Below are 22,260 nucleotides of genomic sequence, written 5' to 3' on the forward strand. Positions count from 1 at the left end.
GCGGGCCTGCCAGCGGCGCCGCGCCGCTGGCGGGTTTCAGGCGCGGGACGGCTTCAGCCGCATTCACCCACGTAGCCGCAATTCGCGCATTTCGCGCAGCCGTCGACCTTGTGCAGGGCGTGCGCGCCACACTCCGGGCAAGGCTTGCCGGTGCCCACGCCGGGGGTGACCACACCCGCTCCGGCCTGGACGGCGGACCCGGCATCCGCATCCATCGCGGCCCCGCCGCTTTCGCGCTGCGCCAGCCGGGCTGCCAGCGCCGCCACCGGCACCTGCCCGCCTTCGGCATCGAGGAAGCCGCGCTTGATCAGGATGCGCTGCAGCGCGTAGCTCAGCGCCGCCACCTCCGAGTCATGGAAACGCGGCACCTCGGTGCCGTCCTGCCGCACCAGCGAGCCGTAGCGCACCGTGCCCTTGTCCCACACCACGTTGCGCATGTCGGCCAGCGCCTTGGCGACCGAACCGCCCGAGCGCGCCACCATCGACAGCAGCCGCATGGTCGAGGTGATCCACTGCTGGCCTTCGCTGCGTTGCCCCGCCGGCATGAAGAACTCCACCGGCCGCTCGATCACCACAGGCTTGCCGTCGGCGACGCCTGCCACGCGCATGAAGTTGACGGTCAGGTAGACAGTCTTGTGGCCTTCGTAGGTGAGGTATTCGACCTTGGAGGTCACACCCTCCAGGTCGCCGACCGGCCGGCTGTTGAACGGACGCACCAGCGGGTTGTCATCGGCCACCGCCGCAGGCGCTGCCGACGGCGCTGCAGTTGCCGCGTCGACCGACAGCACCGCGCCAAGCACCGAATTGGGGCGATAAGTCGCCAGCCCCTTCAGACCAGCCTGCCAAGCCTCCAGGTACAGGTGCCGGAAGGCCTCGTACGGATAGTCCTCCGGCACGTTGACAGTCTTGCTGATGCTGGTGTCGATATACGGCTGCACCGCTTCCAGCATGCGCATATGGTCCAGCGCCGACATCTGCAGCGCCGTGACAAAGCTGTCCGGCAACTGCGCCATGTCAGCGCCCATGTGACGGTAGAGGCGCCAAGCGTGGTCCGCCACCTCGAACGCGCGGTAGCTGTTGTCCGGCATCCGCTTGCGGCGGTGATAGGTCCAGGAGAAGGCCGGCTCGATGCCATTGGAGGCATTGTCGGCAAACGCCAGCGTGATCGTGCCGGTCGGCGCGATCGACAGCAGGTGCGAGTTGCGCAGGCCGTTGCGCGCAATGGCATCGCGCACGGCCTGCGGCAGCCGGCCGGCGAAGCCGCTCTTCAGGTAGGCGTCGACATCCAGCAGCGGGAAGGCGCCCTTCTGTGCGGCCAGCTCGGTCGACGCCAGGTAGGCGTCGTCGCGCATGCGTTCGGCAATGCGCGCCGCCAGTTGCCGCGCCGGCTCGGTGTCGTAGCGCAGGCCCAGCATCACCAGCGCGCTGCCCAGCCCCAGGAAGCCCAGCCCCACGCGGCGCTTGGCATGGGCCTCGGCCTGCTGCTCGGGCAACGGCCAGAAGGTCACGTCGAGCACGTTGTCGAGCATACGCGTGGCCACGCGCACCACCTCGGCAAAGGCATCGAAATCGAATTCAGCCTGCGGCGAGAACGGCTGGCGCACAAAGCGCGTCAGGTTGATCGAGCCCAGGCAGCAGCAGCCATAGGGCGGCAGGGGCTGCTCGGCGCAAGGATTGGTGGCCTCGATGCGCTCGCAGTAATAGAGGTTGTTGTCGGCGTTGATGCGCGACAGGAACAGGATGCCGGGCTCGGCGTGGTCGTAGGTGGCCTGCATCACCTGGTCCCACAGTTGCCGCGCCGGCAGGCGGCGGTACACCCATTGGTCGTCGTCGCGGCGATAGGCGCCGGCGGCGATCATGTCGGCGCCGGGCTCCGCTTCATGGATCAGCTCGACCTCGCCATCGTCCTGCACCGCGCGCATGAATTCGTCGGTGACGCCGATCGAGATATTGAAATTGGTGAGGTCGCCCTTGTCCTTGGCGTGGATAAAGCTCTCGATATCCGGATGGTCGCAGCGCAGCACGCCCATCTGCGCGCCGCGGCGCGCGCCGGCAGATTCCACCGTCGCGCACGAGGCATCGAATACCTTCATGAAGGACACTGGCCCCGACGCGCGCGAGTGCGTCGCGCGCACCAGTGCGCCCGCCGGCCGGATCGCCGAGAAGTCATAGCCGACGCCGCCGCCGCGGCGCATGGTCTCGGCCGCCTGCGCCACCGCGGTGTAGATGCTGGGCCGCCCGTCGCGCGCTTCCGACACCGAGTCGCCCACCGGCTGCACGAAGCAGTTGATCAGCGTGGCCTGGATACCGGTGCCGGCGGCAGAATTGATGCGCCCGGCCGGCACGAAGCCGTTTTCCTGTGCCCACAGGAAGCGCGCGCTCCAGGCCTCGCGCTCGCCCTCTGGCTCGGCCTGCGCCAGCGCCCTTGCCACACGCTGCCTGACGTCGGCAATGCTGCCTTCTTCGCCCTTGGCGTATTTTTCGATCAGGACTTCGGTGGAGATTTCCTGCGGCGCCATGGCACCGTGAATGATCTGGTCGTTTGCGTTCATGTCTGGGCTCACCACGCTCCGAGGTTGGGTGAATCAGTGGATCCGGGACGCGCGTCGCCGGCGCGCCGCGCCGCTGATAGTGCGGCGGCCTGTCATGGTCGGGTCAGCGCGGCCTGCACCGCCTGCGCCAGATCAAGCCGGCGCTATGCCGCATGCAATGACCCGCGGCGGACAAGGCAATTCGACGCAATGCCGCGGACTGGGTTACAATGCCGCTCGGACGGGCCTCCTCGCATGGTGGCGCGGTCAACCTGGTCAGGTCGGGAACGAAGCAGCCACAGCCGTTTTCCACCAGTGCCGAGGGTCAGGCTCGTCCACCTCTACCCGCTCTACCTGCTCTACCCGCCCTACCCACCGTACGCTACCCGCCGTACGCCCCTCCTGCCTCACCCTTCCACCGCTTCACCCCACGCTCCCGCGAACCGCATTTCGCATCGGCATGCGCACGCCGCTTGCAGCGCCGTACCTGCCACTTTAGTACAGCATGCCGGCTGGCGTGCGCCGGACACGGCGCACCCACGTCCCATTCTGCGCCGATTCCCCGGAGCTGTCCGGCGCGATCACCACTCAGAACAGCGAACCCTGCTGCGTCAGCATCGGCGGCGCCAGCCGCTCGGCGGGAATCCACGCGCCGTCCGCGGTGGCTACGCCGGCCTCGATGCGCTTGCCCGGGAACAGCGGCGCGACCGCCGCCACGTAGCGCCCCAGCTGCGCGCGATAGGCCGCGTGCTCCTGCGGCAGCAAGCGCAACTTGTAGTCGACGATGACGACGCGGTCGTCAAATTCCACCAACCGGTCGATGCGCAGCAGCCGGCCGCGCGCGTCATACAGTTCGACTTCATTGCGCGCGCTGCCGGCTCCATCCAACGACAGCAGGCGCGCCAGCGCCGGCGCGCCCAGCATCACGCGCACCGCCGCGAGCGCTTCATCGACCTGCTCGCGCCACGCTTGCCGCGCCTCGCGGGTATGCGCGCCGGTGAGCGGGAACCAGCGCAGCACGGTATCAATGTCCGGAATGCCGGCAAACGCTTCCGGATAGCGCGTCAGCCGCTCCAGCAGGGCGTGCACCAGTTCGCCATGGCGGGCTGCCGCGGCGTTGAAGACGATGCCGTCATCTTCCGACGGCGCCTCTTCGGCCTGCGCGTCGTCCTCGAACGATGGCAGCGCCCCGGCGTCGCGATAGCGCAGGCGGAAGTCGGTGAAGCGCACCGGCTCGCTCAGCGGCGCCAGTATGGGCGCCTCGCTGTCGCCCGCTTGCGCCAGGTGCTCGGGGTACGCGGGCAACATCTCGCCCACGCCCGCGCCCTGCAGCCGCACGTACCAGCTGCCGGCGATCTCCGCGTTATTCTCGCCGGCGCCGGCGCGGCTGGTGCGGCCCTTCACGCCGCTGACCAGCAGGCCTTGCTGCGCCCGCGTCATGGCGACATACAGCAGGTTCCAGTTCTCCCGCTCGCCCAGCGCCAACTCGGCCTCGAACATCGGTGCGCGCGCCAGGCCGCGTTCACTGCGCTTGCCATACGCCGAGAAATGCCGCGGCACCGGCGACGACGGCGGCCAGTCGACCAGGATCCCGCCCTTGTCCGCAGCGGGATCGCTGTGGTTTGCATCGAGCAACACCACGAACGGCGCCTCCAGGCCCTTAGCCGCATGCACGGTCAGGATGTGGACCGCATCGAGGCCGGCGAAGGAAGCATCGTCCTCGGCCGGCTCGATGTCTTCGGCGTTGTCGCCCATGCCGCCTTCGTCAGGACTCTCGCCCTCGTCGCCACGGCGGATTTCCTGCAGCTCGTCGATGAACTTGGGCAGACTTGGGTAACGGCCGCCGTCCAGATCCAGCGACAGCTTCAGGAAGGCATCAAGGTTGGCCAGCACCTGCTCACGGATATCCGCCGGCGCGGCTTCGGCATAACGGCGCCGGACTTCGCCGCCGTGGAAGATCTGGTCGATCAGGTCGTGCACCGGCTGGTGCGGCGCGACGCGCAGCCACTGGCGCAGCCGAGGCACGCCTTCGCGCAACGCGTCCGAGACGTGCTCAGGCAGGCCGCAGGCCTCGATGCGCGCCCACCAGCCGCCCTCGCCTTCCAGCTGGGCCAGGGCCAGCAGGTCATCGTCGGTCGCGCCGACCAGCGGGCTCTTGAGCACGTGGGCGAGATCGAGGTCGGACTCCGGTGTCATCAGGAAGGCCAGCAACGCCGACAGGTCCAGCGCTTCAAGCGTGGCCAGCAGACCGCCGCGGCGCGGGCTCAGGCATGGGATACCCGCCTCGCGCAGGGCACGCTCGTAGTCGGCGAGGTGGGTCTTGCGGCGCACCAGCAGGTGCATGTCGCTCCAGCGCGCGGGGCGCGTGCCGCCGCTCTCGTGGACCGGCACGGTGTCACGCACATGGCGAAGCCACGCAGCCACGCGCCGGCCTTCTTCCAGGCGCAGCGAGTCGCCGGCCTGCCGGCGCGGCTGCAGCAGCGTGTCGCGATGCGTGGCGTTGTCCTCGGCCTGTGCTTCCGGCTCGTTCGCTTCGCTGTCGCTTGCCTTGTCGGCGGACTTGTCGTTGGCCTTGTCTTCGGCCTCTACCAGCGGCAGCAGCCACACCGGACCGCCGCCTTCGGCCAGCGCCGAGGTCTGCGTCTCGTACTGCGGATAGCGCCCTTCAGCACGCGCCGCGTCGAACACGGCATTGACCCAGTCAAGCACCTCGGCGCGATTGCGCCGCGTGCGGTTGGTGCGCAGCACCGTCGCCCCGAAGGCATCGCGCAGCATCTCGCCGGCAGCGCCGAAGAGGCGCGCGTCGGCTCGGCGGAAACGATAGATCGACTGCTTGGGATCGCCCACCAGGAACACGGTCGGGCGCTCGCCCAGGCCCGCGTAGCCGGCCAGCCAGCCCTGCAGGATGCGCCACTGCAGCGGGTTGGTGTCCTGGAACTCGTCGAGCAGCAAATGGCGGTAGCGCGCATCGAGCCGCACCTGCAGGTAGGTCGCCGTCCCTTCGTCGGACATCAGCTGCGCGGCCTGCCATTCCAGGTCGGCGAAGTCCATCGCGCGCTGTTCCTGCTTGTGCTGCTGGTAGCGCGTCAGCAATGCGTCGCCGATGCAGAACAGCGCCTCGTTGATGGCGAGCACCGCGGCCTCGCAGCAGCGGGCGCTGATCTCGTCAAGCATCGCGCAGATGGACGCGTGCTGGTCGAGCAGCGTGTCGATCATGCCCTCGCCCCCTGCGGCCTTGACGAGGGCATTAGTCCGGCGCAGCGAGCGCGGCTCTCCCGTGGTGGTGAAGAACGCTGCGCGCAGTTGCGCGAACACGCGTTCGGCGGCCTTGCCCGCTGCCTTGCCCGCTGCCTTGCCCGGTGGTGCGCCGGCTTCGCGCCAGGCGGTGATGGCCATCAGCGCGTCGGTGATGCGCGTGGCATGGGTCTGCTCGGTCTTGCCGCCGGCGCCCAGGCGCAGCGCCAGCGTCTCGCAGGCATCGCGCCAGCCTTCATCGGCCAGCGCCTGCAGCAGGACATCGCCCTGGGCGTCTTCGCCAAGGCAGTCGCACAATGCTTGCCGCGGGTCGCCGCCTTCCTGCATCGCCCACCATTCGCTGCGGGCATGGAACATGGCATCGAGCAGCGCGCGCGCCTGGAAGTCGCCCACGGTATCGACCAGCGTTTCCCATGCAGCACGCAGGTCTTCGTACTGCGGCGTGGCCAGCGCGCGCCAGACCGGCGCCCATGCTTCACGCTTCATGCGCAAGGCATCTTCGCGCAGCGACGCGCCGGGCACGATGCCCGATGCCAGCGGCGCGCCGCGCAGCAGCGTGCCGAACCAACCGTGGAAGGTGTCGATCGCCATGCGCCCGGGCGCAGCCAGCACCTGCGCATGCAGGCGGCGCGCGCGCGGCAGCGCCTCGCGCGCGGCTTCCGGGCTCAGGCCGCGCTGCACCAGCGCGGCGATGACATCGTCGTCGGGCTCGCGCGACAGTTGCGCCAGCACGTCCAGCAGGCGGTCGCGCATTTCTTCGGCGGCCTTGCGCGTGAAGGTGATCGCGAGGATCTCGTGCGGCGCGGCGCCGGCCAGCAGCAGGCGCACCAGGCGCGCCACCAGCAGCCAGGTCTTGCCGCTGCCGGCGCAGGCCTCGACCACGACCGAGCGCGCGGGATCGCAGGCCGCACGGGTGAACTCGGCCTCCGACACGGGATGGCCATCGCGCTGGTAGGGCTGGACCTGGTTATCCTGGGTATTGAGCGGATCGTGGACCATCATGTTTTCAGCACCGGCACGGCGGTGGATTCCCAGAAGCCCTTGCGGCACAGGCCGCGGGCGGTGCAATACACACAAGCCGAGGCATCGCCGAACGCAGGCAGCTGCGCGCCCTGGCGCAGCCGCATCACGTCATGGCGCATCTGCCGTTCCAGCCAGGTGACCGCGGCCTGGAAGTCGGGCAGGCCGACCTCGCGTTGCGCCGCCGAGGTGTCGCGCGCGCTTTCTTTCGCACCTTCAAGCGACACCCAGCCACCGTCCACGGCATCGGCGCGCAACAGCCCGTAGAACGGCAGCTGGCAATCTTCCTCGACCTCGGCCAGCTTGCGCTTGAGCCGCGTGGCACTCTGCGTCTTGTAGTCAAGCACCGCATGCGCGCCGTCCGGCCCCTGGTCGAGGCGGTCGATGCGTCCGGTCAGCCGCAGTGGCTGGCCGTCGGGCATAGGCAGGTCAATGCCGGCATCGAGCTCGCCGCCGCGCCAGAACCAGCCCTCGGCCTCGCGCGCCGACTGCCAGGCGACATACGAGGGCAGCACCTCGCACCAGCGGCGGTAATAGGCGATGGCGTTGCCGTCCTCGGCCATCAGCGCGCCGAACACATCGTCGGAGATCTCGCGCAGCCGCGCCAGGCGCTGGTCTTGCGACAGCGTCTCGCCGCACTCGCGCCGTGCGTGCAGATCCTTGTGGTAGCGCAGCAGCACACGGTGCAGGTGCTCGCCGATCTCGCGCTTCTCCAGTTCGTCGCTGACAGTCTCCAGCCCCGCCAGGCCGAGCATGCGGCCGGCGAAGAACTGGTACGGGCAGCGGCGCAGCATGTTGTAGGCCTGCGCGCTCCAGCGTTGCGGCACCAGCTCCGGCAACGCGAACGGCGCGGGCATGCCTTGCGGTTCGGCGAAGGTTTCGTAGGCCTGCGGCACGGCGTTGCCGTCAATGATGACGCCGCTGCGCGCACAGCATGCCGCCAGCCGCTCGATCCAGCCCGACACGTGATGCGGTTCGCCGCGGCCGCCGAAGCGCTGCCAGGTCATCACCACGTCGTCATTGTTCAGCAGCACCTCTGCCAGGTCGCGCGCCTGCTGGGCGAAGCGCGCCTCGCGGTCTTCCAGGTCCAGCTCGCGGCGCATCTGATTGGAAAAAAACATCAGCTCGGCCGCGCTCGACGGCAATTGCGCGTCGTCGCAGCCCACGATCACCACGCCCTCGAAGCGGCGCATGCGCGCGCCGTTCAGCGGCAGGATGGTGATGCGCGCCGGGCCGCTGGCGGACGGCTCCTTGTAGGCCACGGATTCGAGCAGCGCCGACAGCATGGCGCGGAATTCGCCCAGCGACAGCGTGGCATGGCCGCCGGTTTCGTCCTGCGGCAACTCTTGCAGCCGCGCCAGTGCGTCGAGCAACTGGCTGCCGGCAGCATCGGCTGCCAGCGCGGCGCGCATGCCGAGGCCGTCAAGCATGCCGTCGAGCCGCTCCAGCCACGTTGCCAGCGGATGCTGCGCAAGGCCGCGCGGCCAGCGTGCCGCCTCGTCCGCCAGCACCGCAACCAGCGCCCGTGCTGCGCGACGCGGCGCTTCGGCTGCCTCGTCCTCGTCGCGGCCAGACTCGGGCGCACTTGTCGGCGCGATGCCGAACAATTGCCGCAGGCGCTTCCAGCCGCCGGTAATGCCCTCGCGCCGTACCTGGCGCTCCAGCAACGCAATGGCCACGCCACGCTCGGCGAAATCGGGCAGGCAGAACGGGCTTTTCAACAGGTCGAGCAGCGCCGCGGTATCGCCGTCGCGCACCAGCAGGTCGAACCAGCGCATCAGCGCGGCGGCCGCGCGCGTGGTCGAAAGCTTCCAGCCGGTTTCGTCACGCACCGGTGCGCCGGCACGCGCCAGCAGCGCCCGCGCGCGCCGCGCCACCACGCGGTCATGGGCTACCAGCGCGACCTGACGGCGGCCTTCGTTGAGCCATTGCACCAGCTGCGCCGCCGCGGCCGCGGCTTCGTCCTCGAAGCGCGCGCTGCCGATCACGCGGATGGCCGGGCGTTGCTCGGGCAGTGCCGGCGTGGCGGGCGGCGGCGCAAGGGCATCTTCCTCCCCGGCAATTCGCGCCTCAGGCCACAGCGACAGCAGCGCCTGGTACCAGTCAGCATCGGCGTCCGCTTCCCCCTGCCCCGCCCAGTCATAGCCGACCTGCAGCACCGGCACCAGTTCGGCGGCTTCACGCAGGAACGCGGCTTCGAGCGGCGTGGGCGGGGTCGGCGCGATCCACACCACCGGGCCGCGCAGTTGCTGCGATAGCTCGCGCAGCGCACGGCGCCGTGCCGGCAGCGGATCGTCAGGCCCGGACAGCGCTTGCCAGAAGGCCAGCACGATGCGCGCCTCTTCACCGAGGAAGCGTTCGGACAGGTGCGAGTAGGTGCGTTCCAGCGCGCCCTGCAGCAGCGCGGCGCGATCGTTGCCGTCGATGTCGTCGATGTCGTCGATGTCGTCGCCATTGCGGATGGCAGCGTCCTCGAGCCAGCGCGCATTCAGTTCGTCGCAAATCGCAAGCAGCGTCTGCGACAGGCCCCACGCCGCGGTCTCGTTCTGCGCGCCGAAGGCACGGCGCAGCCACTCTTGCCCGCGCACGGCCTGCTGCACCGCCAGCAGACGCGCCGCTGGGCTGCGCACCGGCGTGCTGTCGGGCGGCAGGTCGAGCAGCCAGTGGCCCAGCGTCAGCACGCGCGGCAACAGGCGCGGCCGTCCGGCCGCACGCGCGGCGGCGTCGAGCGCCTCGCGCACGCCCGGAATCTGCGCCGCGGTCGGCACCACCACGTGCGCGCCAGCTTCGGGCGCGCCGCAGCGGTCAAGGAAAAACCACGCGGCGGTGGCCGCCTGTTCGAGGAAATCAGGGCCAGGGCGAAAACTTAGCGACGTCATGGGCTCGTGGGCCGCAGCGCGGCATGGCTGCGGTAACTGCGTCGGTCGGGGGAAGACGTCAGGGCGTCAGGGAACAAGGCAAAGAGAATACCGCGCGTCGCCGGCAGCACGGCGGGCGGCGATTCATGAAAGGGCCCCGGTGCGCGGCACGCGGAGCCGTTTGCGATCGGGCGGGCCGCTCAGTGCGTGCCGCCCTCCAGCCGGGCGCGGATCTCGCGCGCGGTTTCGAGAAGGCCCTCGTAGCCGGAGCGCGCATGCTCGGGGAGGTCCGGGTCGCCCACCAGGGTACCCAGCGTTTCGATGATGCTGTAGACCAGGCCCTTGGCGGCGCCGCTGGCAATGCTGTTGGTCTCGACTGCGCTGCTGATATGGTCCAGCGCATCGCTCAGGTGGTCCACGTCCGGCGCCTGGCCGGACTCGGGCTGGGTAGGCTTGCGGGGATCGGTGTTCATATCGATGACCTTGTCGATGACCTTCTCGGGAGAGCCGGGTTCGTGAGGGTCAGCCGGCCGGTGCGCGGCCCGCGGACTACTTTCTATTCTACGCGCACGCAACGCGGATCTGGCACTGCGCCGAGCGCGCATGTGCACGCCATGGCACCCCCCACCGATTGGCTGGTCTGATTGGCTGAAACTCTTGGCGCCATTGAAAATAAGCATTTCTACTAATCACCCGATTGCAGCAGAATCATTACCGTTGCCGACGACGCTTTCAGCCCCACACCGGTGCTGGTCTTGAAAATCGGCAAACTGGTAACATATTGGCAGCAACGGGCGCGGCTACGGCCGCCAGAGCCAGCCGGCAGGCGGCAAAGGCGTCTTCGGCGGGTCCGCGCAATCTCGTGTAAGGTTACGGTTCTGCCCTATCCAGCTTCCCGGCCTTCAACATAAACAGAGCGAAACCAGAGGTTTTCCGCCATGAGCGAACAAATCAAGTATGTGAGCGACGCCTCCTTCGACGCCGACGTCCTCCAGTCCGACAAGCCCGTCCTGCTCGACTTCTGGGCGGAATGGTGCGGCCCCTGCAAGATGATCGCCCCGATCCTGGACGAAGTCGCCAAGGACTATGGCGACAAGCTGCAGGTCGCCAAGATCAACGTCGATGAAAACCAGCAGGTCCCGGCCAAGTTCGGCATCCGCGGCATCCCGACGCTGATCCTGTTCAAGAACGGCGCGGTCGCGGCCCAGAAGGTCGGCGCGCTGTCCAAGTCGCAACTGACTGCCTTCCTCGACGGCAACCTGTAAGCTGCGCGCCGGAGCCAGACCAGCCGCTCCGTTTTTGTCACGATCCGACGTGCGTGCGCCACACCCTGGCGCACCGGTCGGATTGTGCTAAGATGCCACCAACAACTCCCCGAGCGTTCGCTCATTTTTCCCCCTTCTCTTTCAGTCTCGCCCGTCCGGGCAAATCTGTACCCCTCGTCTATGCACCTGACAGAACTCAAATCGCTTCACGTGTCTGCGCTTCTCGAAATGGCGGCAACGCTCGAGATCGACAACGCACAGCGGATGCGCAAACAGGAACTGATGTTTGCGATCCTGAAGAAGCGCGCCAAGATGGGCGAAACCATCTTCGGAGACGGCACGCTGGAAGTTCTGCCCGACGGCTTCGGCTTCCTCCGCTCGCCGGAGACTTCGTACCTGGCCAGCACGGACGATATCTACATCAGCCCGTCGCAGATCCGCCGTTTCAACCTGCATACCGGTGACTCGATCGAAGGTGAAGTGCGCACGCCCAAGGACGGCGAGCGCTACTTTGCGCTGGTGAAGGTGGACAAGGTCAACGGGCAGCCTCCCGAAGCGGTCAAGAACCGCATCATGTTCGAGAACCTGACGCCGCTGCACCCGAACCGGCCGCTCACGCTCGAACGCGACATCAAGGCTGAAGAAAACATCACCGGCCGCATCATCGACATGATCGCGCCGATCGGCCGCGGGCAGCGCGCGCTGCTGGTGGCCTCGCCCAAGTCCGGGAAGACCGTGATGCTGCAGCACATTGCACACGCGATCGCGAACAATCATCCGGAAGCCGACTTGTTCGTGCTGCTGATCGATGAGCGCCCGGAAGAAGTGACCGAGATGCAGCGCTCGGTGCGCGGCGAAGTGGTGGCGTCGACCTTCGACGAACCAGCCATTCGCCACGTGCAGGTCGCCGAAATGGTGATCGAGAAGGCCAAGCGCCTGGTCGAGCTGAAGCGCGACGTGGTGATCCTGCTGGACTCGATCACGCGCCTGGCGCGCGCGTACAACACGGTGGTGCCGGCCTCGGGCAAGGTGTTGACCGGCGGTGTCGACGCCAACGCGCTGCAGCGTCCGAAGCGCTTCTTCGGCGCCGCGCGTAACCTGGAGGAAGGCGGTTCGCTGACCATCATCGCCACCGCGCTGATCGAAACCGGCAGCCGCATGGACGACGTGATCTATGAAGAGTTCAAGGGCACCGGCAACATGGAAGTGCATCTGGAACGCCGCCTGGCCGAGAAGCGCGTCTACCCGTCGATCAACCTGAACAAGTCTGGCACGCGCCGCGAAGAACTGCTGATCAAGCCGGAAATCCTGCAGAAGATCTGGGTGCTGCGCAAGTTCATCTCCGACATGGACGAAGTGCAGGCCATGGAGTTCATCATGGACAAGATGAAGGCCACGAAGAACAACGCAGAGTTTTTCGATATGATGCGCAGAGGCGGCTAAAGCCTCGCTGCGGCGTACCGCTCAAGGACGCGCGGCAAGACGAACAAAAAGGCGTGCCACGGCACGCCTTTTTGTTGCCCGATTGGTTTCCTATGCTCGGCAAACTGACTGCATTCCTGCGCACCCGCTCCAGGGCCCGCAAGCTGGAACACTACGCGATCCCCGACGACCTGTGGGAGCGCACCGTCGCCACGCTGCCGTTCGTTCAGCGCTATGGCAGCGAAGACCTGACCGCGCTGCGCGAACTGGCCACGCTGTTCATTGCCGAGAAGGAATACTCCACCGCGCACGAACTGCCGCTGGCCGACGACATGGTCGTCAGCGTCGCCGTGCAAGCGTGCGTGCCGATCCTGAAGCTGGGGCTGGCGTGGTACCGCGGCTGGCACGGCATCGTGCTGTACCCCGGTGAATTCATCATCCGCCGGACCGTGCAGGACGAGATCGGCCTGGTGCACGGCGTGGTAGAGGAAGCCAGCGGCGAAGCCTGGGAGCATGGCCCCGTGATCCTGTCCTGGGCGGACGTGTATGCACCAGGGGCCGGCATCGACAGCGACCATGAGCTGCCGGCTGACACCTACAACGTGGTCATCCATGAATTTGCCCACAAGCTGGACATGCTCGACGGCGAGCCGGACGGCGTGCCACCCTTCTCGCGCGTGCTGCATCCGGATATCAATGCTGAGGCGTGGGCGGAAACCTTCCTCACCGAGTACGACCGCTTTGCAGCGGCATGGGAGGCACGCAAGGAATCGGACTGGGAGCATCCCGAACGGCTGCCGCCGGCTCTGCGTATCATCGACCCCTACGGTAGCGAGGCAGCCAGCGAGTTCTTTGCCGTGACGTCAGAAGCATTTTTTGTTGAACCCGGTGGGCTGGCCCGGCATTGGCCGGTTGTCTACCAGTCGCTAGCCTCCTTTTACCGCCAGGACCCCGCTGCGATGTGAATAAAAAGGCATAACCAGCCATCCAGACTGACAGCGCGCGATATGCCTCTCGCCCTTCCCCAAGTTATTGTTTTTCTGCCATAATCCCGGTTTGCCCGTTACCGGCAAGTGGTTCGTTCGTCGATGCGTCGTGTTTTCAGCGGTGAATTCAGCAGTAGAGCGCGGATCGCAACGGACTGGCTACCCAACCAGAAAGGACTCATCATGAAAGAAGGCATTCACCCGAATTACCGCGAAGTCGTGTTCCAGGACATGTCCAGCGACTTCAGCTTCATCACCCGCTCGACCATCCAGACCAAGGACAAGATCGTGAAGGACGGCAAGGAATACCCGCTGGCCAAGATCGAAGTCTCGTCGGAATCGCACCCGTTCTACACCGGCACCCAGAAGATCATGGACACCGCCGGCCGCGTCGAGAAGTTCCGCCAGAAGTTCGGCAACAAGCTGGGCAAGGCTGCAAAGTAATCGCTTTCGGCGAACCCCGCTTCGCGCGGCCCGCGGACAGATGCTCCGGGCCGGCGCGAACCAGCAAAGAGGCAGCAATCGGCTGCCTCTTTTCTTTTGTGCCGCCGTTTGCCCCGCGTTTGCGTGCCCCTCCCGGCCAGCCAGCGCCGGCACTGTTGTATCCACCGGAATCCCTCACCTGCGTGAGGCTTCTACGGCATGTCACGGCCCTCGCGGCCGCCGCATGCGCGATACTGTGGCCTTCGCGCCATTGCGCCACGGCCCGACCTGAGCATCGATGCGTCAAGCCAATACCTCACCCGTCCAGTTGACCGCTGCCGCGACCGGCGCCCTGCCGCGCGCCCTGCTGCTGGCGATCTGCATCATCTACGGCCTGGTCGGCCTGTTTGGCCGCGATCCGTGGAAAAACGAGGACGCCGCCGGCTTCGGCGTGATGTGGCAACTGGCCACCGGCGGCCTGCATGACTGGCTGATGCCGAACATCGTTGGCCGACCGTTCACGGCGGACGGCCCGCTGGTTTTCTGGATCGGCGCCCTGATGATCCGCGGCTTCGGCAGCTGGCTGGGACCCACCGACGCCGCGCGCCTTGCTACCGCCCTGTTCTTCTTCTCGACCTGCGCCTGCATCTGGTACAGCACCTACCTGCTGGGCCGGCGCGACGAGGTCCAGCCGTTCGCCTATGCGTTCGGCGGCCAGCCCAATGCGCGCGACTATGGCCGCACGCTGGCCGACGGCGCGCTGCTGATTTTCCTGGCCTGTGTCGGCCTGGCCATGCGCGGGCACGAGACCACGCCGCAGGTCGGCCAGGTGGCCTTTATCGCGCTGGCGCTGTACGCGCTGGTGCGCAGCCTCGACAAGCCGCTGATGGGCAGTCTGGTCTACGGCGCCGCACTCGGCGGCCTGGCGCTGGCCAGCGGCCCCATCCTGCCGCTGGCGCTGCTGTTCGGCACTGCCGTCTGCGCGCTGGTCTGCAAGCCGCTGCCGTGGCGGAGGCTTGCCGCCATCGGCATCCCACTGGCGTTGCTGATCGTCGCGGCCTGGCTGGCTGCGGCGTATTTCGGTGCGACGGACCGCACCGAGGCCGTCACCTTTATCCGCGAATGGGCGCGCTACGACCGGCGCAACTATGGTTCGCCGAACATGCAGACGTTCGGCTTCAACATGCGCAACCTGTTCCTGTACACGTGGCCGGTCTGGCCGATCGCGGCATGGGCATGGGTAGCCTGGGCAGGCATGCGCCGCGCCGCCCACGTGGCAATGCCCCTGGCGGTACTGCTGCCCGTTGTGGTGCTGCTGTTCCTGCAACGCAGTGGCGGCGACGTGCAGTTCATCCTGCTGCTGCCGCCGATGGCGGTGCTGGCAGCCTTCGCACTGCCCACGCTGGCGCGCGGCGTGATCAACGCGATCGACTGGTTCGCGCTGCTGTTCTTCACCATCTTCGGCGGCACGGTCTGGTTCATGTGGATCGCCAAGACCACCGGCTGGCCGCCGCGCGTCGCGCGCAACGTGTTTCGCCAGCTGCCTGGCTACCAGCATGAGTTCACGATCACTGCGGTGCTGATCGCGCTGGCGGCGACCATTGCCTGGGTGCTGATCGTGCGCTGGCGCCTGTCGCGCGCGCCCAAGCAGATCTGGCGGCCGGTGGTGATCTCAGCCGCCGGCACCACGCTGATGTGGGTGATGGCAATGACGCTGTGGCTGCCGTCGATCAACTACGGCAAGACCTACCGTGACGTGGCGCAGGCCGCGGCGATGGCGCTGCCGCCCGCATATCAGTGCGTGCAGCCGATCCGCATGGGCGATGCGCAGCTGGCGTCGTTCGCCTACTTCGGCCATATCCGCTTTGGCGGACCCAGCGACGGCTGCGACGTGCTGCTGCGCCACGATGCGGTGGACTACGGCGAGCCCGGCAATATCTCGCATTTCGAGTGGCGGCTGATCTGGGAAGGCCGCCGCCCCGCGGACCGGGACGAGCGCTTCCGCATGTACCGGCTGGTCGACACCGCGCGCGCCGTGCACCCGCGTCCCGACCTGCCGCGCCGCCGCCTGCCGCGGCAACCCTGATCCCATCACCGGCACGAACTCCCGCAGCGCACCGCAGCGCCATCGAACCATTCCGGCCGCAGGCGGCTGCGGGCATCGTGCCCGGTCAACGCCCCTGACATTGCCCCTGAGGCCTGAATGACCCTGATCCAAGACCTTCGCCGCATCTTCAGCCTGGCCGCGCCGGTACTGGCCGGCCAGCTGGCCGTGATCGCCTTCGGCGTCATCGACACGGTGATGGCCGGCCGCGCCTCCGCCACCGATCTCGCCGCCGTCGGCCTCGGCGGTTCAATCTACGTCACCGTCTATATCAGCCTGATGGGCGTGCTGCAGGCACTTGCGCCTGTCGCCGGCCAGCTCTATGGCGCCGGCCGCGTCGAAGCGATCGGTGCGGAAGTGCGGCAGGCCGCGTGGCTGGGTGCCGCGCTGGCGATCCCCGGCGTGCTGCTGCTGGCCTTCCCGGCGCCGTTGCTGGCCTTCGCCAAGGCGCCACCCGAACTGGTGGACAAGGCCACCGCCTACCTGCATTTCGGCGCGTTCGGGCTGCCCGCGGCCCTCGGCTTCCGCATCTATTCGGCGCTCAACAATGCGATGTCGCGCCCGATCATGGTCACGGTGCTGCAGGTCGGCGGACTGGCGCTGAAGATTCCGCTCAATGCCTGGTTTATCCACGGCGGCCTGGGTGTGCCCGCCATGGGCGGGCCCGGCTGCGGGCTGGCCTCGACGTTGATCAGCTGGGCATGGTGCATCGCCGGGTTGCTGATCCTGCGCTATAGCGCTGGCTACCAGCCGCTGCGGATCTTTGCCACCTGGAGCTGGCCGGCAGCCGCGCCGCTGCGTGCGCTGCTGCGTCTGGGCGTGCCGATGGGGCTGACCTACCTGATCGAGATCACTTCGTTCACGCTGATGTCGATCTTTATCACGCGGCTGGGCACGGTCACGCTGGCGGGACACCAGATCATCGCCAACCTGGGCGCCGTTGCCTACATGCTGCCACTGTCGCTAGCCATCGCCACGTCGACGCTGGTCGCGCAGCATATCGGCGCACGCGATCTCGCCGGAGCGAGCCGCATTGCCTGGCGCGGCATCCGCGCGGCAGCGGCACTGGCCATGCTGACCGGTGCGCTGCTGTGGCTGCTGCGCGAGCCCATCCTGCACGCCTATGCGAGCGACCCTGCCGTGGTGGCGGCCGCACTGCCGCTGGTGTTGTTCGTGGCCTTCTACCAGGCGTTCGATGCCGTGCAGGTGATGACGGCGTTTGTCCTGCGTGCCTATAAGATCGCGGTGATTCCGACGCTGATCTATGCGGGGTCGCTGTGGGGTATCGGACTGGGCGGCGGCTATGTGCTGGGGTTCGGACTGATTGAAGGCCTGCCGGCGTTCACGCACGGGGCCGGCGGATTCTGGCTGGCAAACAGCATAAGTCTCGCCATTGCCGGCGGATTGCTGGTGCGGTATTTCGCGCGAGTAAGCACCGACGAGAAGGGCTGAGGGACTGAGGGGACTGAGGGGACTGAGGGGACTGAGGCGATCGTATGCTTCGATGACGCGCCCGCGCTTGCCGCAGCCGCGCCTCGATACTGAGGCGTAATAAACCTGGAGCAGGAAAGAAAAACGCCCGCTTGCGCGGGCGTTTAATTTGGCGGAGTGGACGGGACTCGAACCCGCGACCCCCGGCGTGACAGGCCGGTATTCTAACCGACTGAACTACCACTCCTTAGTCGGCGTCGTTTCAAGCGTATGGCTTGAAACAACTGCTGGACGTCTGATTACGCCCGGCTGTTTTGGCGTCCCCTAGGGGATTCGAACCCCTGTACTCACCGTGAAAGGGTGATGTCCTAGGCCTCTAGACGAAGGGGACAGAAACTTGTTTTACAACGCGTTTTCTGTCGTGCGCTGGAAAGTCCAACATGCTAACAGACTTTTTCACGCTTGGGAAGCATCTTTTTTGACGCCTCCCGAATCCTTGGTGGAGCTAAGCGGGATCGAACCGCTGACCTCTTGCATGCCATGCAAGCGCTCTCCCAGCTGAGCTATAGCCCCTTACAGGCAACTGCCTGATCTGCGCTTTCGCTACATTCACAAACTGCTGTGCTTGCAGCGAAGCAAAGATTATATGTCGATTTCCGCAACGATTGCAACATTTTTTACTGTTGCCGCGGCGATTATCAACATAATCCCTCACCCTAAAAGAAAAACCCGCATGGCGATTAACCATGCGGGTTTAGATTTGGCGGAGTGGACGGGACTCGAACCCGCGACCCCCGGCGTGACAGGCCGGTATTCTAACCGACTGAACTACCACTCCTTAGTCGGCGTCGTTTCAAGCGTATGGCTTGAAACAACTGCTGGACGTCTGATTACGCCCGGCTGTTTTGGCGTCCCCTAGGGGATTCGAACCCCTGTACTCACCGTGAAAGGGTGATGTCCTAGGCCTCTAGACGAAGGGGACAGAAACCTGTTTTTCAACACGTTCCGTCTGGCGCCATCCGATACTGACTGGATGCCACCTAAATCTTGGTGGAGCTAAGCGGGATCGAACCGCTGACCTCTTGCATGCCATGCAAGCGCTCTCCCAGCTGAGCTATAGCCCCATGGTACTTCCATTTACTGCAACTTGCGTATTTTCGCTTTTCTTAACCACCGTTTCAAGCGAAGCCAAGATTATATATCAACCACTAATCTTTGCAAGCTCCCATTTTAACTTTTTCCGCTTTTCTCTTTGCTTTCTAAAAGCTTGGAGACCGCGTAGATCCTTGCGGATCCGCTAGCCCGCTTGGTCAGGGACCGCGCTGCAGGGAGAACGAGATTATGCGCAACTCCGGCCCGGAGCGCAAGCCCCCGGCACGGACTTTTGCGAGATTTTTTACGCGGCGATACCGGCGCCCAGGCGGCGCAGGACCGTGTCGCGGCCGAACAGTTCGAGCACCGCATCAATGCTCGGCGTTTGCAGCTGGCCCGCCACCAGCAGGCGCACCGGCATGGCCAGCTTGGGCATCTTCAGGCCGAACTCGGCAAGCACCGCCTTGAAGGTCGCGTTGATGGCCTCGCGCTTCCACTCGGGCAGCGCGGCAAGCTGGCTGGACAGCGCGGCCAGCGCGGGCTGGATCTCCGGCGTCAGATGCTCGGCCTTGAGCGCGGCATCCGCCTGCGGCTCGCCGCGATAGAACAGCAGCGCGGCCTGCGCGACCTCCTTCAGCGTGTTGGCGCGATCCTTCACAAGGGCCACCACGCCGACCAGATCGGCACCTTCCACCTTGCCGCCGAGCGCCTCAACGAACGGCTGCGTGAGCCCGGCCAGGCGCTGGTTGTCGCCGACTTTGATGTAGTGGTTGTTCAGCCAGGCCAGCTTCTCCGGGTTGTACTGCGCCGGCGACTTGCCTAGGTGCTCGAGGTCGAACCACTCGATGAATTGCTCGCGCGAGAAAATCTCGGCATCGCCATGGGCCCAGCCCAGGCGTGCCAAATAGTTCAGCACGGCTTCGGGCAGGTAGCCTTCGTCGCGGTAGCCGGTCACGGCCATGGCGCCGTGGCGCTTGCTCATCTTCTCGCCCTGCTCGTTCAGCACGGTCGGCAGGTGCGCGTAGACCGGCGCGGTGCCGCCGAGCGCGCTGATGATGTTGATCTGGCGCGGGGTGTTGTTGACGTGGTCGTCGCCGCGGATCACGTGCGTGATCTTCATGTCGAGATCGTCCACCACCACGCAGAAGTTGTAGGTGGGTGTGCCGTCCGGGCGCGCGATCACCAGGTCATCGAGTTCGTCGTTGGAGATCTCGATGCGCCCCTTGACCGCGTCGTCCCACACCACGCTGCCGCCGATCGGGTTCCTGAAGCGGATCACCGGGTCCACGCCGGCCGGGGGCTCGGGCAGTACCTTGCCCTCTTCCGGACGCCAGAAGCCGTTGTAGCGCGGCTTCTCGCCACGCTCGCGCTGGGCTTCGCGCAGTGCGTCGAGTTCCGCGGTGCTCATGTAGCAGCGGTAGGCCAGGCCCGCGTCGACCATCTGCGCCACGACCTCCCGGTAACGGTCCATGCGCTGCATCTGGTAGAACGGGCCTTCGTCGATGTCCATGTCCAGCCAGGCCATGCTTTCCAGGATCACATCGACCGCTTCCTGCGACGAACGCTCGACGTCGGTGTCTTCGATGCGCAGGATGAAGTCGCCCTTCATGCGGCGGGCGAAGGCCCAGGGATAGAGCGCGGAGCGGATATTGCCGAGGTGGATAAAGCCGGTCGGGCTCGGCGCAAAGCGGGTGCGGACGCGTTGGGTCATGGTCAGGGGCAGAAACAAGAAAGCCCGCGCGCAGCGGCGCGCGCGGGCTGGTATGTGCAGGCTTTGCATTATACAAGCACGTTCCGCCGCCCCTGCGCATGGCGCCAGGCGTGCGCGGTATCATTTATGCTTGCACCGGTCTGAGATCGTGCCGGTCGACCGGCATGCCGACGCAAGCAGCGCCGGCATCACATGCCACCGCATTACCGGTCACCCCTGATTTACTGATCCCGCTTCATGCAACGACGTCATTTCCTCGGTCTCTCCGTGGCCGCCCTGCTGGCGGGCTGCGCCTTCGGCCCGCGCACTGCGCCGCCGGTGGCAACCACCCCCGCCGCCCCGCCCGCTCCGCGCCCGATCAAGATCGGCCTGGCGCTTGGCGGCGGTGCCGCGCGCGGCTTTGCCCATATTGGCGTAATCAAGGCGCTCGAGGCCCAGGGGATCCATGCCGACCTGGTGACCGGCACCAGCGCAGGCGCGGTCGTGGCCGCGCTGTACGCGAGCGGCCTGGACGGCTTCAAGCTGAACAAGCTGGCGCTGACCATGGACGAGGCGTCGATCGCCGACTGGGCCCTGCCCTTCGGCACCCGCTTCGGCGGCTGGCTCAAGGGCGAGGCGCTGCAGAACTACGTCAACCGCCAGGTGCAAAACCGGCCAATCGAAGCGATGAAACTGCCGCTGGGCATCGTCGCCACCGACCTGAAAACCGGCGAGAAGATCCTGTTCCGCCGCGGCAATACCGGGCAGGCGGTGCGCGCCTCAAGCAGCGTGCCAGGGGTGTTCCAGCCGGTGTCGATCCAGGGGCATGACTACGTCGACGGCGGCCTGGTCGAGCCAGTGCCGGTCGACTCGGCCCGCGCCATGGGCGCCGACTTCGTCATCGCGGTGAATATCTCCGCCGACCCGTCTGCGCAGAAAAACGCCGGCCAGAGCGGCGTGCTGCTGCAAACCACCGCAATCATGGGCCAGTCGATCAACAAGATGGCGCTGTCGCGCGCCGACGTGGTGATCCGCCCCGAACTGCCCGACATGAGTGGCAGCGACTTCAACGCACGCAATCGCGCGGTGCTGGCAGGCGAACAGGCGACGGCCGCAGTGATGGCCACGCTGCGGCAGAAGCTGGAGCAGGCGCGGCTGCAGCCGGCCAGCACGGTCGCCACGCAATAGCGGCGCCCGAAGCAGAAAAACAAAAAGGACTGCCGCGGCAGTCCTTTTTATTGGTGGCGTTGCTGTAAAGCTCAGCCGCCGTACATGGTGGCGCGTACGGCCTTGGGGTCGTAGCGCTTGAGCGTCTCGACCATGTCGCCGAGGCTTTCGCTGCGGCTATGGCCATCGTCCTCGATACGGCGCGCGCCGTTGTAGCGCGTCACCCAGTACGCGGCGCGCATGTCGTCGACACGGATCTTGCTGCCCGTCGAGGGGGCGTGCACGAACTTGTTGTCGCCGATATAGATGCCGACGTGCGAGAAAGTCTGGCGCATGGTGTTGAAGAACACCAGGTCGCCCGGACGCAGGTCGCTTGTCGCCACATTGGTGCCGACACGGCTGATTTCGACAGAGCGGCGCGGCAGCATGAAGCCGAAGGTGTCATGGAACACGTAGCGGACAAAGCCGCTGCAGTCCAGGCCGGATTCGGGGCTGTTGCCGCCGAAACGGTAACGCACGCCGATCAGGCCCAACGCGTTCATGACCAGGTCGCCAGCCTTGCTGGCAACGTTGCTGGTGGAGTTCACCACCGACGACAGCAAGCCACGCTTGCCTTCCGCATGCGAGTCCGCGGCCGAGGCCGTGGCATCGATACGGGCGTCGGCGTCCTTGAACACCGTGTCCGCCAGCACTCCATTCGACACAGTCGCACCGCAGGCAATGGCAATTCCGACGGCGGCGCGCGCCAGGGAATGAAGTACCGATCGCTGCATTGGTTCTCCCGTTGATCGTTTCCAAAGCAAGCCCCGGCACAAAGTCCGGGGCTGCTGGGTATCTGCGTACGGCGTGTGCACCACGCCGGCACTACGGGGAGGACGTTACGCAACATTCGCGCCAGACAGAAAAGGCGCAATTGCCTCACGACACCCCGGCGATGCACTGTCGACGTGCAGTGCACGATTCAATGCGCCGGAGACACCACCCCCAAAAGTAGTACTCGCGGGATGGTAAAGGGT

At 66.4% G+C, this 22,260-nt stretch carries 13 protein-coding genes, 6 tRNA genes and 1 other RNA gene; 8 read left to right on the forward strand and 12 right to left on the reverse strand.

Going from position 1 to position 22,260, the window contains the following annotated elements; translation table 11 throughout:
• Positions 1 to 53: 53 nt before the first annotated feature.
• Positions 54 to 2,552: an adenosylcobalamin-dependent ribonucleoside-diphosphate reductase gene (locus ACIP1U_RS08015; protein WP_400313617.1), complete on the reverse strand. Its 2,499-nt coding sequence runs from the start codon at positions 2,550 to 2,552 to the stop codon at positions 54 to 56.
• A 219-nt stretch (positions 2,553 to 2,771) separates the two neighbouring features.
• Here ACIP1U_RS08015 and ffs point away from each other — a divergent pair.
• Positions 2,772 to 2,870: signal recognition particle sRNA small type (gene ffs, locus ACIP1U_RS08020), an RNA gene on the forward strand.
• 249 nt (positions 2,871 to 3,119) lie between these two features.
• Here ffs and ACIP1U_RS08025 read toward each other — a convergent pair.
• The 3 genes from ACIP1U_RS08025 to ACIP1U_RS08035 form a co-directional block, all read right to left on the reverse strand.
• Positions 3,120 to 6,788 carry a UvrD-helicase domain-containing protein gene (locus tag ACIP1U_RS08025; protein ID WP_400313619.1) on the reverse strand — a complete coding sequence of 1,223 codons (3,669 nt, stop codon included), beginning with the start codon at positions 6,786 to 6,788 and terminating at the stop codon, positions 3,120 to 3,122.
• Entirely contained in the window at positions 6,785 to 9,685 is a 2,901-nt protein-coding gene (locus ACIP1U_RS08030) for a PD-(D/E)XK nuclease family protein (RefSeq protein ID WP_400313622.1), read from the reverse strand. Before ACIP1U_RS08030 ends, ACIP1U_RS08025 begins: the two co-directional genes overlap by 4 nt.
• A 179-nt stretch (positions 9,686 to 9,864) precedes the next feature.
• A complete protein-coding gene (locus ACIP1U_RS08035; RefSeq protein WP_116322035.1) occupies positions 9,865 to 10,137 on the reverse strand; it encodes a hypothetical protein in 273 nt (90 codons plus the stop codon).
• 465 nt (positions 10,138 to 10,602) lie between these two features.
• Here ACIP1U_RS08035 and trxA point away from each other — a divergent pair, with 465 nt between their 5' ends.
• The 6 genes from trxA to ACIP1U_RS08065 all read left to right on the forward strand — a co-directional run bounded on the left by trxA (position 10,603) and on the right by ACIP1U_RS08065 (position 17,316).
• On the forward strand, positions 10,603 to 10,929 hold the full coding sequence (trxA, locus tag ACIP1U_RS08040) for a thioredoxin TrxA (RefSeq protein ID WP_029046118.1): 327 nt from the start codon (positions 10,603 to 10,605) through the stop codon (positions 10,927 to 10,929).
• Between the two features lie 180 nt (positions 10,930 to 11,109).
• Complete coding sequence (gene rho, locus ACIP1U_RS08045; protein ID WP_042886485.1) at positions 11,110 to 12,372, forward strand: transcription termination factor Rho; 1,263 nt, start codon at positions 11,110 to 11,112, stop codon at positions 12,370 to 12,372.
• A gap of 92 nt (positions 12,373 to 12,464) precedes the next feature.
• Positions 12,465 to 13,316: a M90 family metallopeptidase gene (locus ACIP1U_RS08050; RefSeq protein WP_400313626.1), complete on the forward strand. Its 852-nt coding sequence runs from the start codon at positions 12,465 to 12,467 to the stop codon at positions 13,314 to 13,316.
• A gap of 204 nt (positions 13,317 to 13,520) precedes the next feature.
• Entirely contained in the window at positions 13,521 to 13,781 is a 261-nt protein-coding gene (locus tag ACIP1U_RS08055; protein WP_010814268.1) for a type B 50S ribosomal protein L31, read from the forward strand.
• A 277-nt stretch (positions 13,782 to 14,058) separates the two neighbouring features.
• Positions 14,059 to 15,846, forward strand: a complete 1,788-nt coding sequence (locus tag ACIP1U_RS08060) for an ArnT family glycosyltransferase (protein WP_400313630.1) — start codon at positions 14,059 to 14,061, stop codon at positions 15,844 to 15,846.
• Between the two features lie 117 nt (positions 15,847 to 15,963).
• Positions 15,964 to 17,316, forward strand: coding sequence for an MATE family efflux transporter (locus ACIP1U_RS08065; RefSeq protein WP_400313633.1), 1,353 nt, complete (start codon positions 15,964 to 15,966; stop codon positions 17,314 to 17,316).
• A 149-nt stretch (positions 17,317 to 17,465) separates the two neighbouring features.
• On the opposite strand, the gene ACIP1U_RS08070 is transcribed toward ACIP1U_RS08065, so the two are convergent.
• The 7 genes from ACIP1U_RS08070 to gltX form a co-directional block, all read right to left on the reverse strand.
• A tRNA-Asp gene (locus tag ACIP1U_RS08070) sits at positions 17,466 to 17,542 on the reverse strand.
• Positions 17,543 to 17,610: 68 nt separating this feature from the next.
• A tRNA-Glu gene (locus ACIP1U_RS08075) sits at positions 17,611 to 17,686 on the reverse strand.
• Positions 17,687 to 17,792: 106 nt separating this feature from the next.
• Positions 17,793 to 17,868: transfer RNA gene (locus ACIP1U_RS08080), tRNA-Ala, on the reverse strand.
• A 188-nt stretch (positions 17,869 to 18,056) separates the two neighbouring features.
• Positions 18,057 to 18,133 (reverse strand) — tRNA-Asp (locus tag ACIP1U_RS08085).
• 68 nt (positions 18,134 to 18,201) lie between these two features.
• Positions 18,202 to 18,277 (reverse strand) — tRNA-Glu (locus ACIP1U_RS08090).
• A gap of 66 nt (positions 18,278 to 18,343) precedes the next feature.
• Positions 18,344 to 18,419: transfer RNA gene (locus ACIP1U_RS08095), tRNA-Ala, on the reverse strand.
• Positions 18,420 to 18,691: 272 nt separating this feature from the next.
• Positions 18,692 to 20,098 carry a glutamate--tRNA ligase gene (gene gltX / locus ACIP1U_RS08100; protein WP_400313636.1) on the reverse strand — a complete coding sequence of 469 codons (1,407 nt, stop codon included), beginning with the start codon at positions 20,096 to 20,098 and terminating at the stop codon, positions 18,692 to 18,694.
• 237 nt (positions 20,099 to 20,335) lie between these two features.
• Here gltX and ACIP1U_RS08105 point away from each other — a divergent pair, with 237 nt between their 5' ends.
• The gene (locus tag ACIP1U_RS08105) at positions 20,336 to 21,265 is read left to right on the forward strand and encodes a patatin-like phospholipase family protein (protein ID WP_400313639.1); all 930 of its coding nucleotides are present in this window, start codon (positions 20,336 to 20,338) and stop codon (positions 21,263 to 21,265) included.
• Between the two features lie 71 nt (positions 21,266 to 21,336).
• On the opposite strand, the gene ACIP1U_RS08110 is transcribed toward ACIP1U_RS08105, so the two are convergent.
• Positions 21,337 to 22,017: a C40 family peptidase gene (locus ACIP1U_RS08110; RefSeq protein ID WP_400313641.1), complete on the reverse strand. Its 681-nt coding sequence runs from the start codon at positions 22,015 to 22,017 to the stop codon at positions 21,337 to 21,339.
• Positions 22,018 to 22,260 lie beyond the last annotated feature (243 nt).

It is taken from the genome of Cupriavidus sp. NPDC089707, assembly GCF_044748965.1.
In the GTDB taxonomy this organism is placed as follows: domain Bacteria; phylum Pseudomonadota; class Gammaproteobacteria; order Burkholderiales; family Burkholderiaceae; genus Cupriavidus.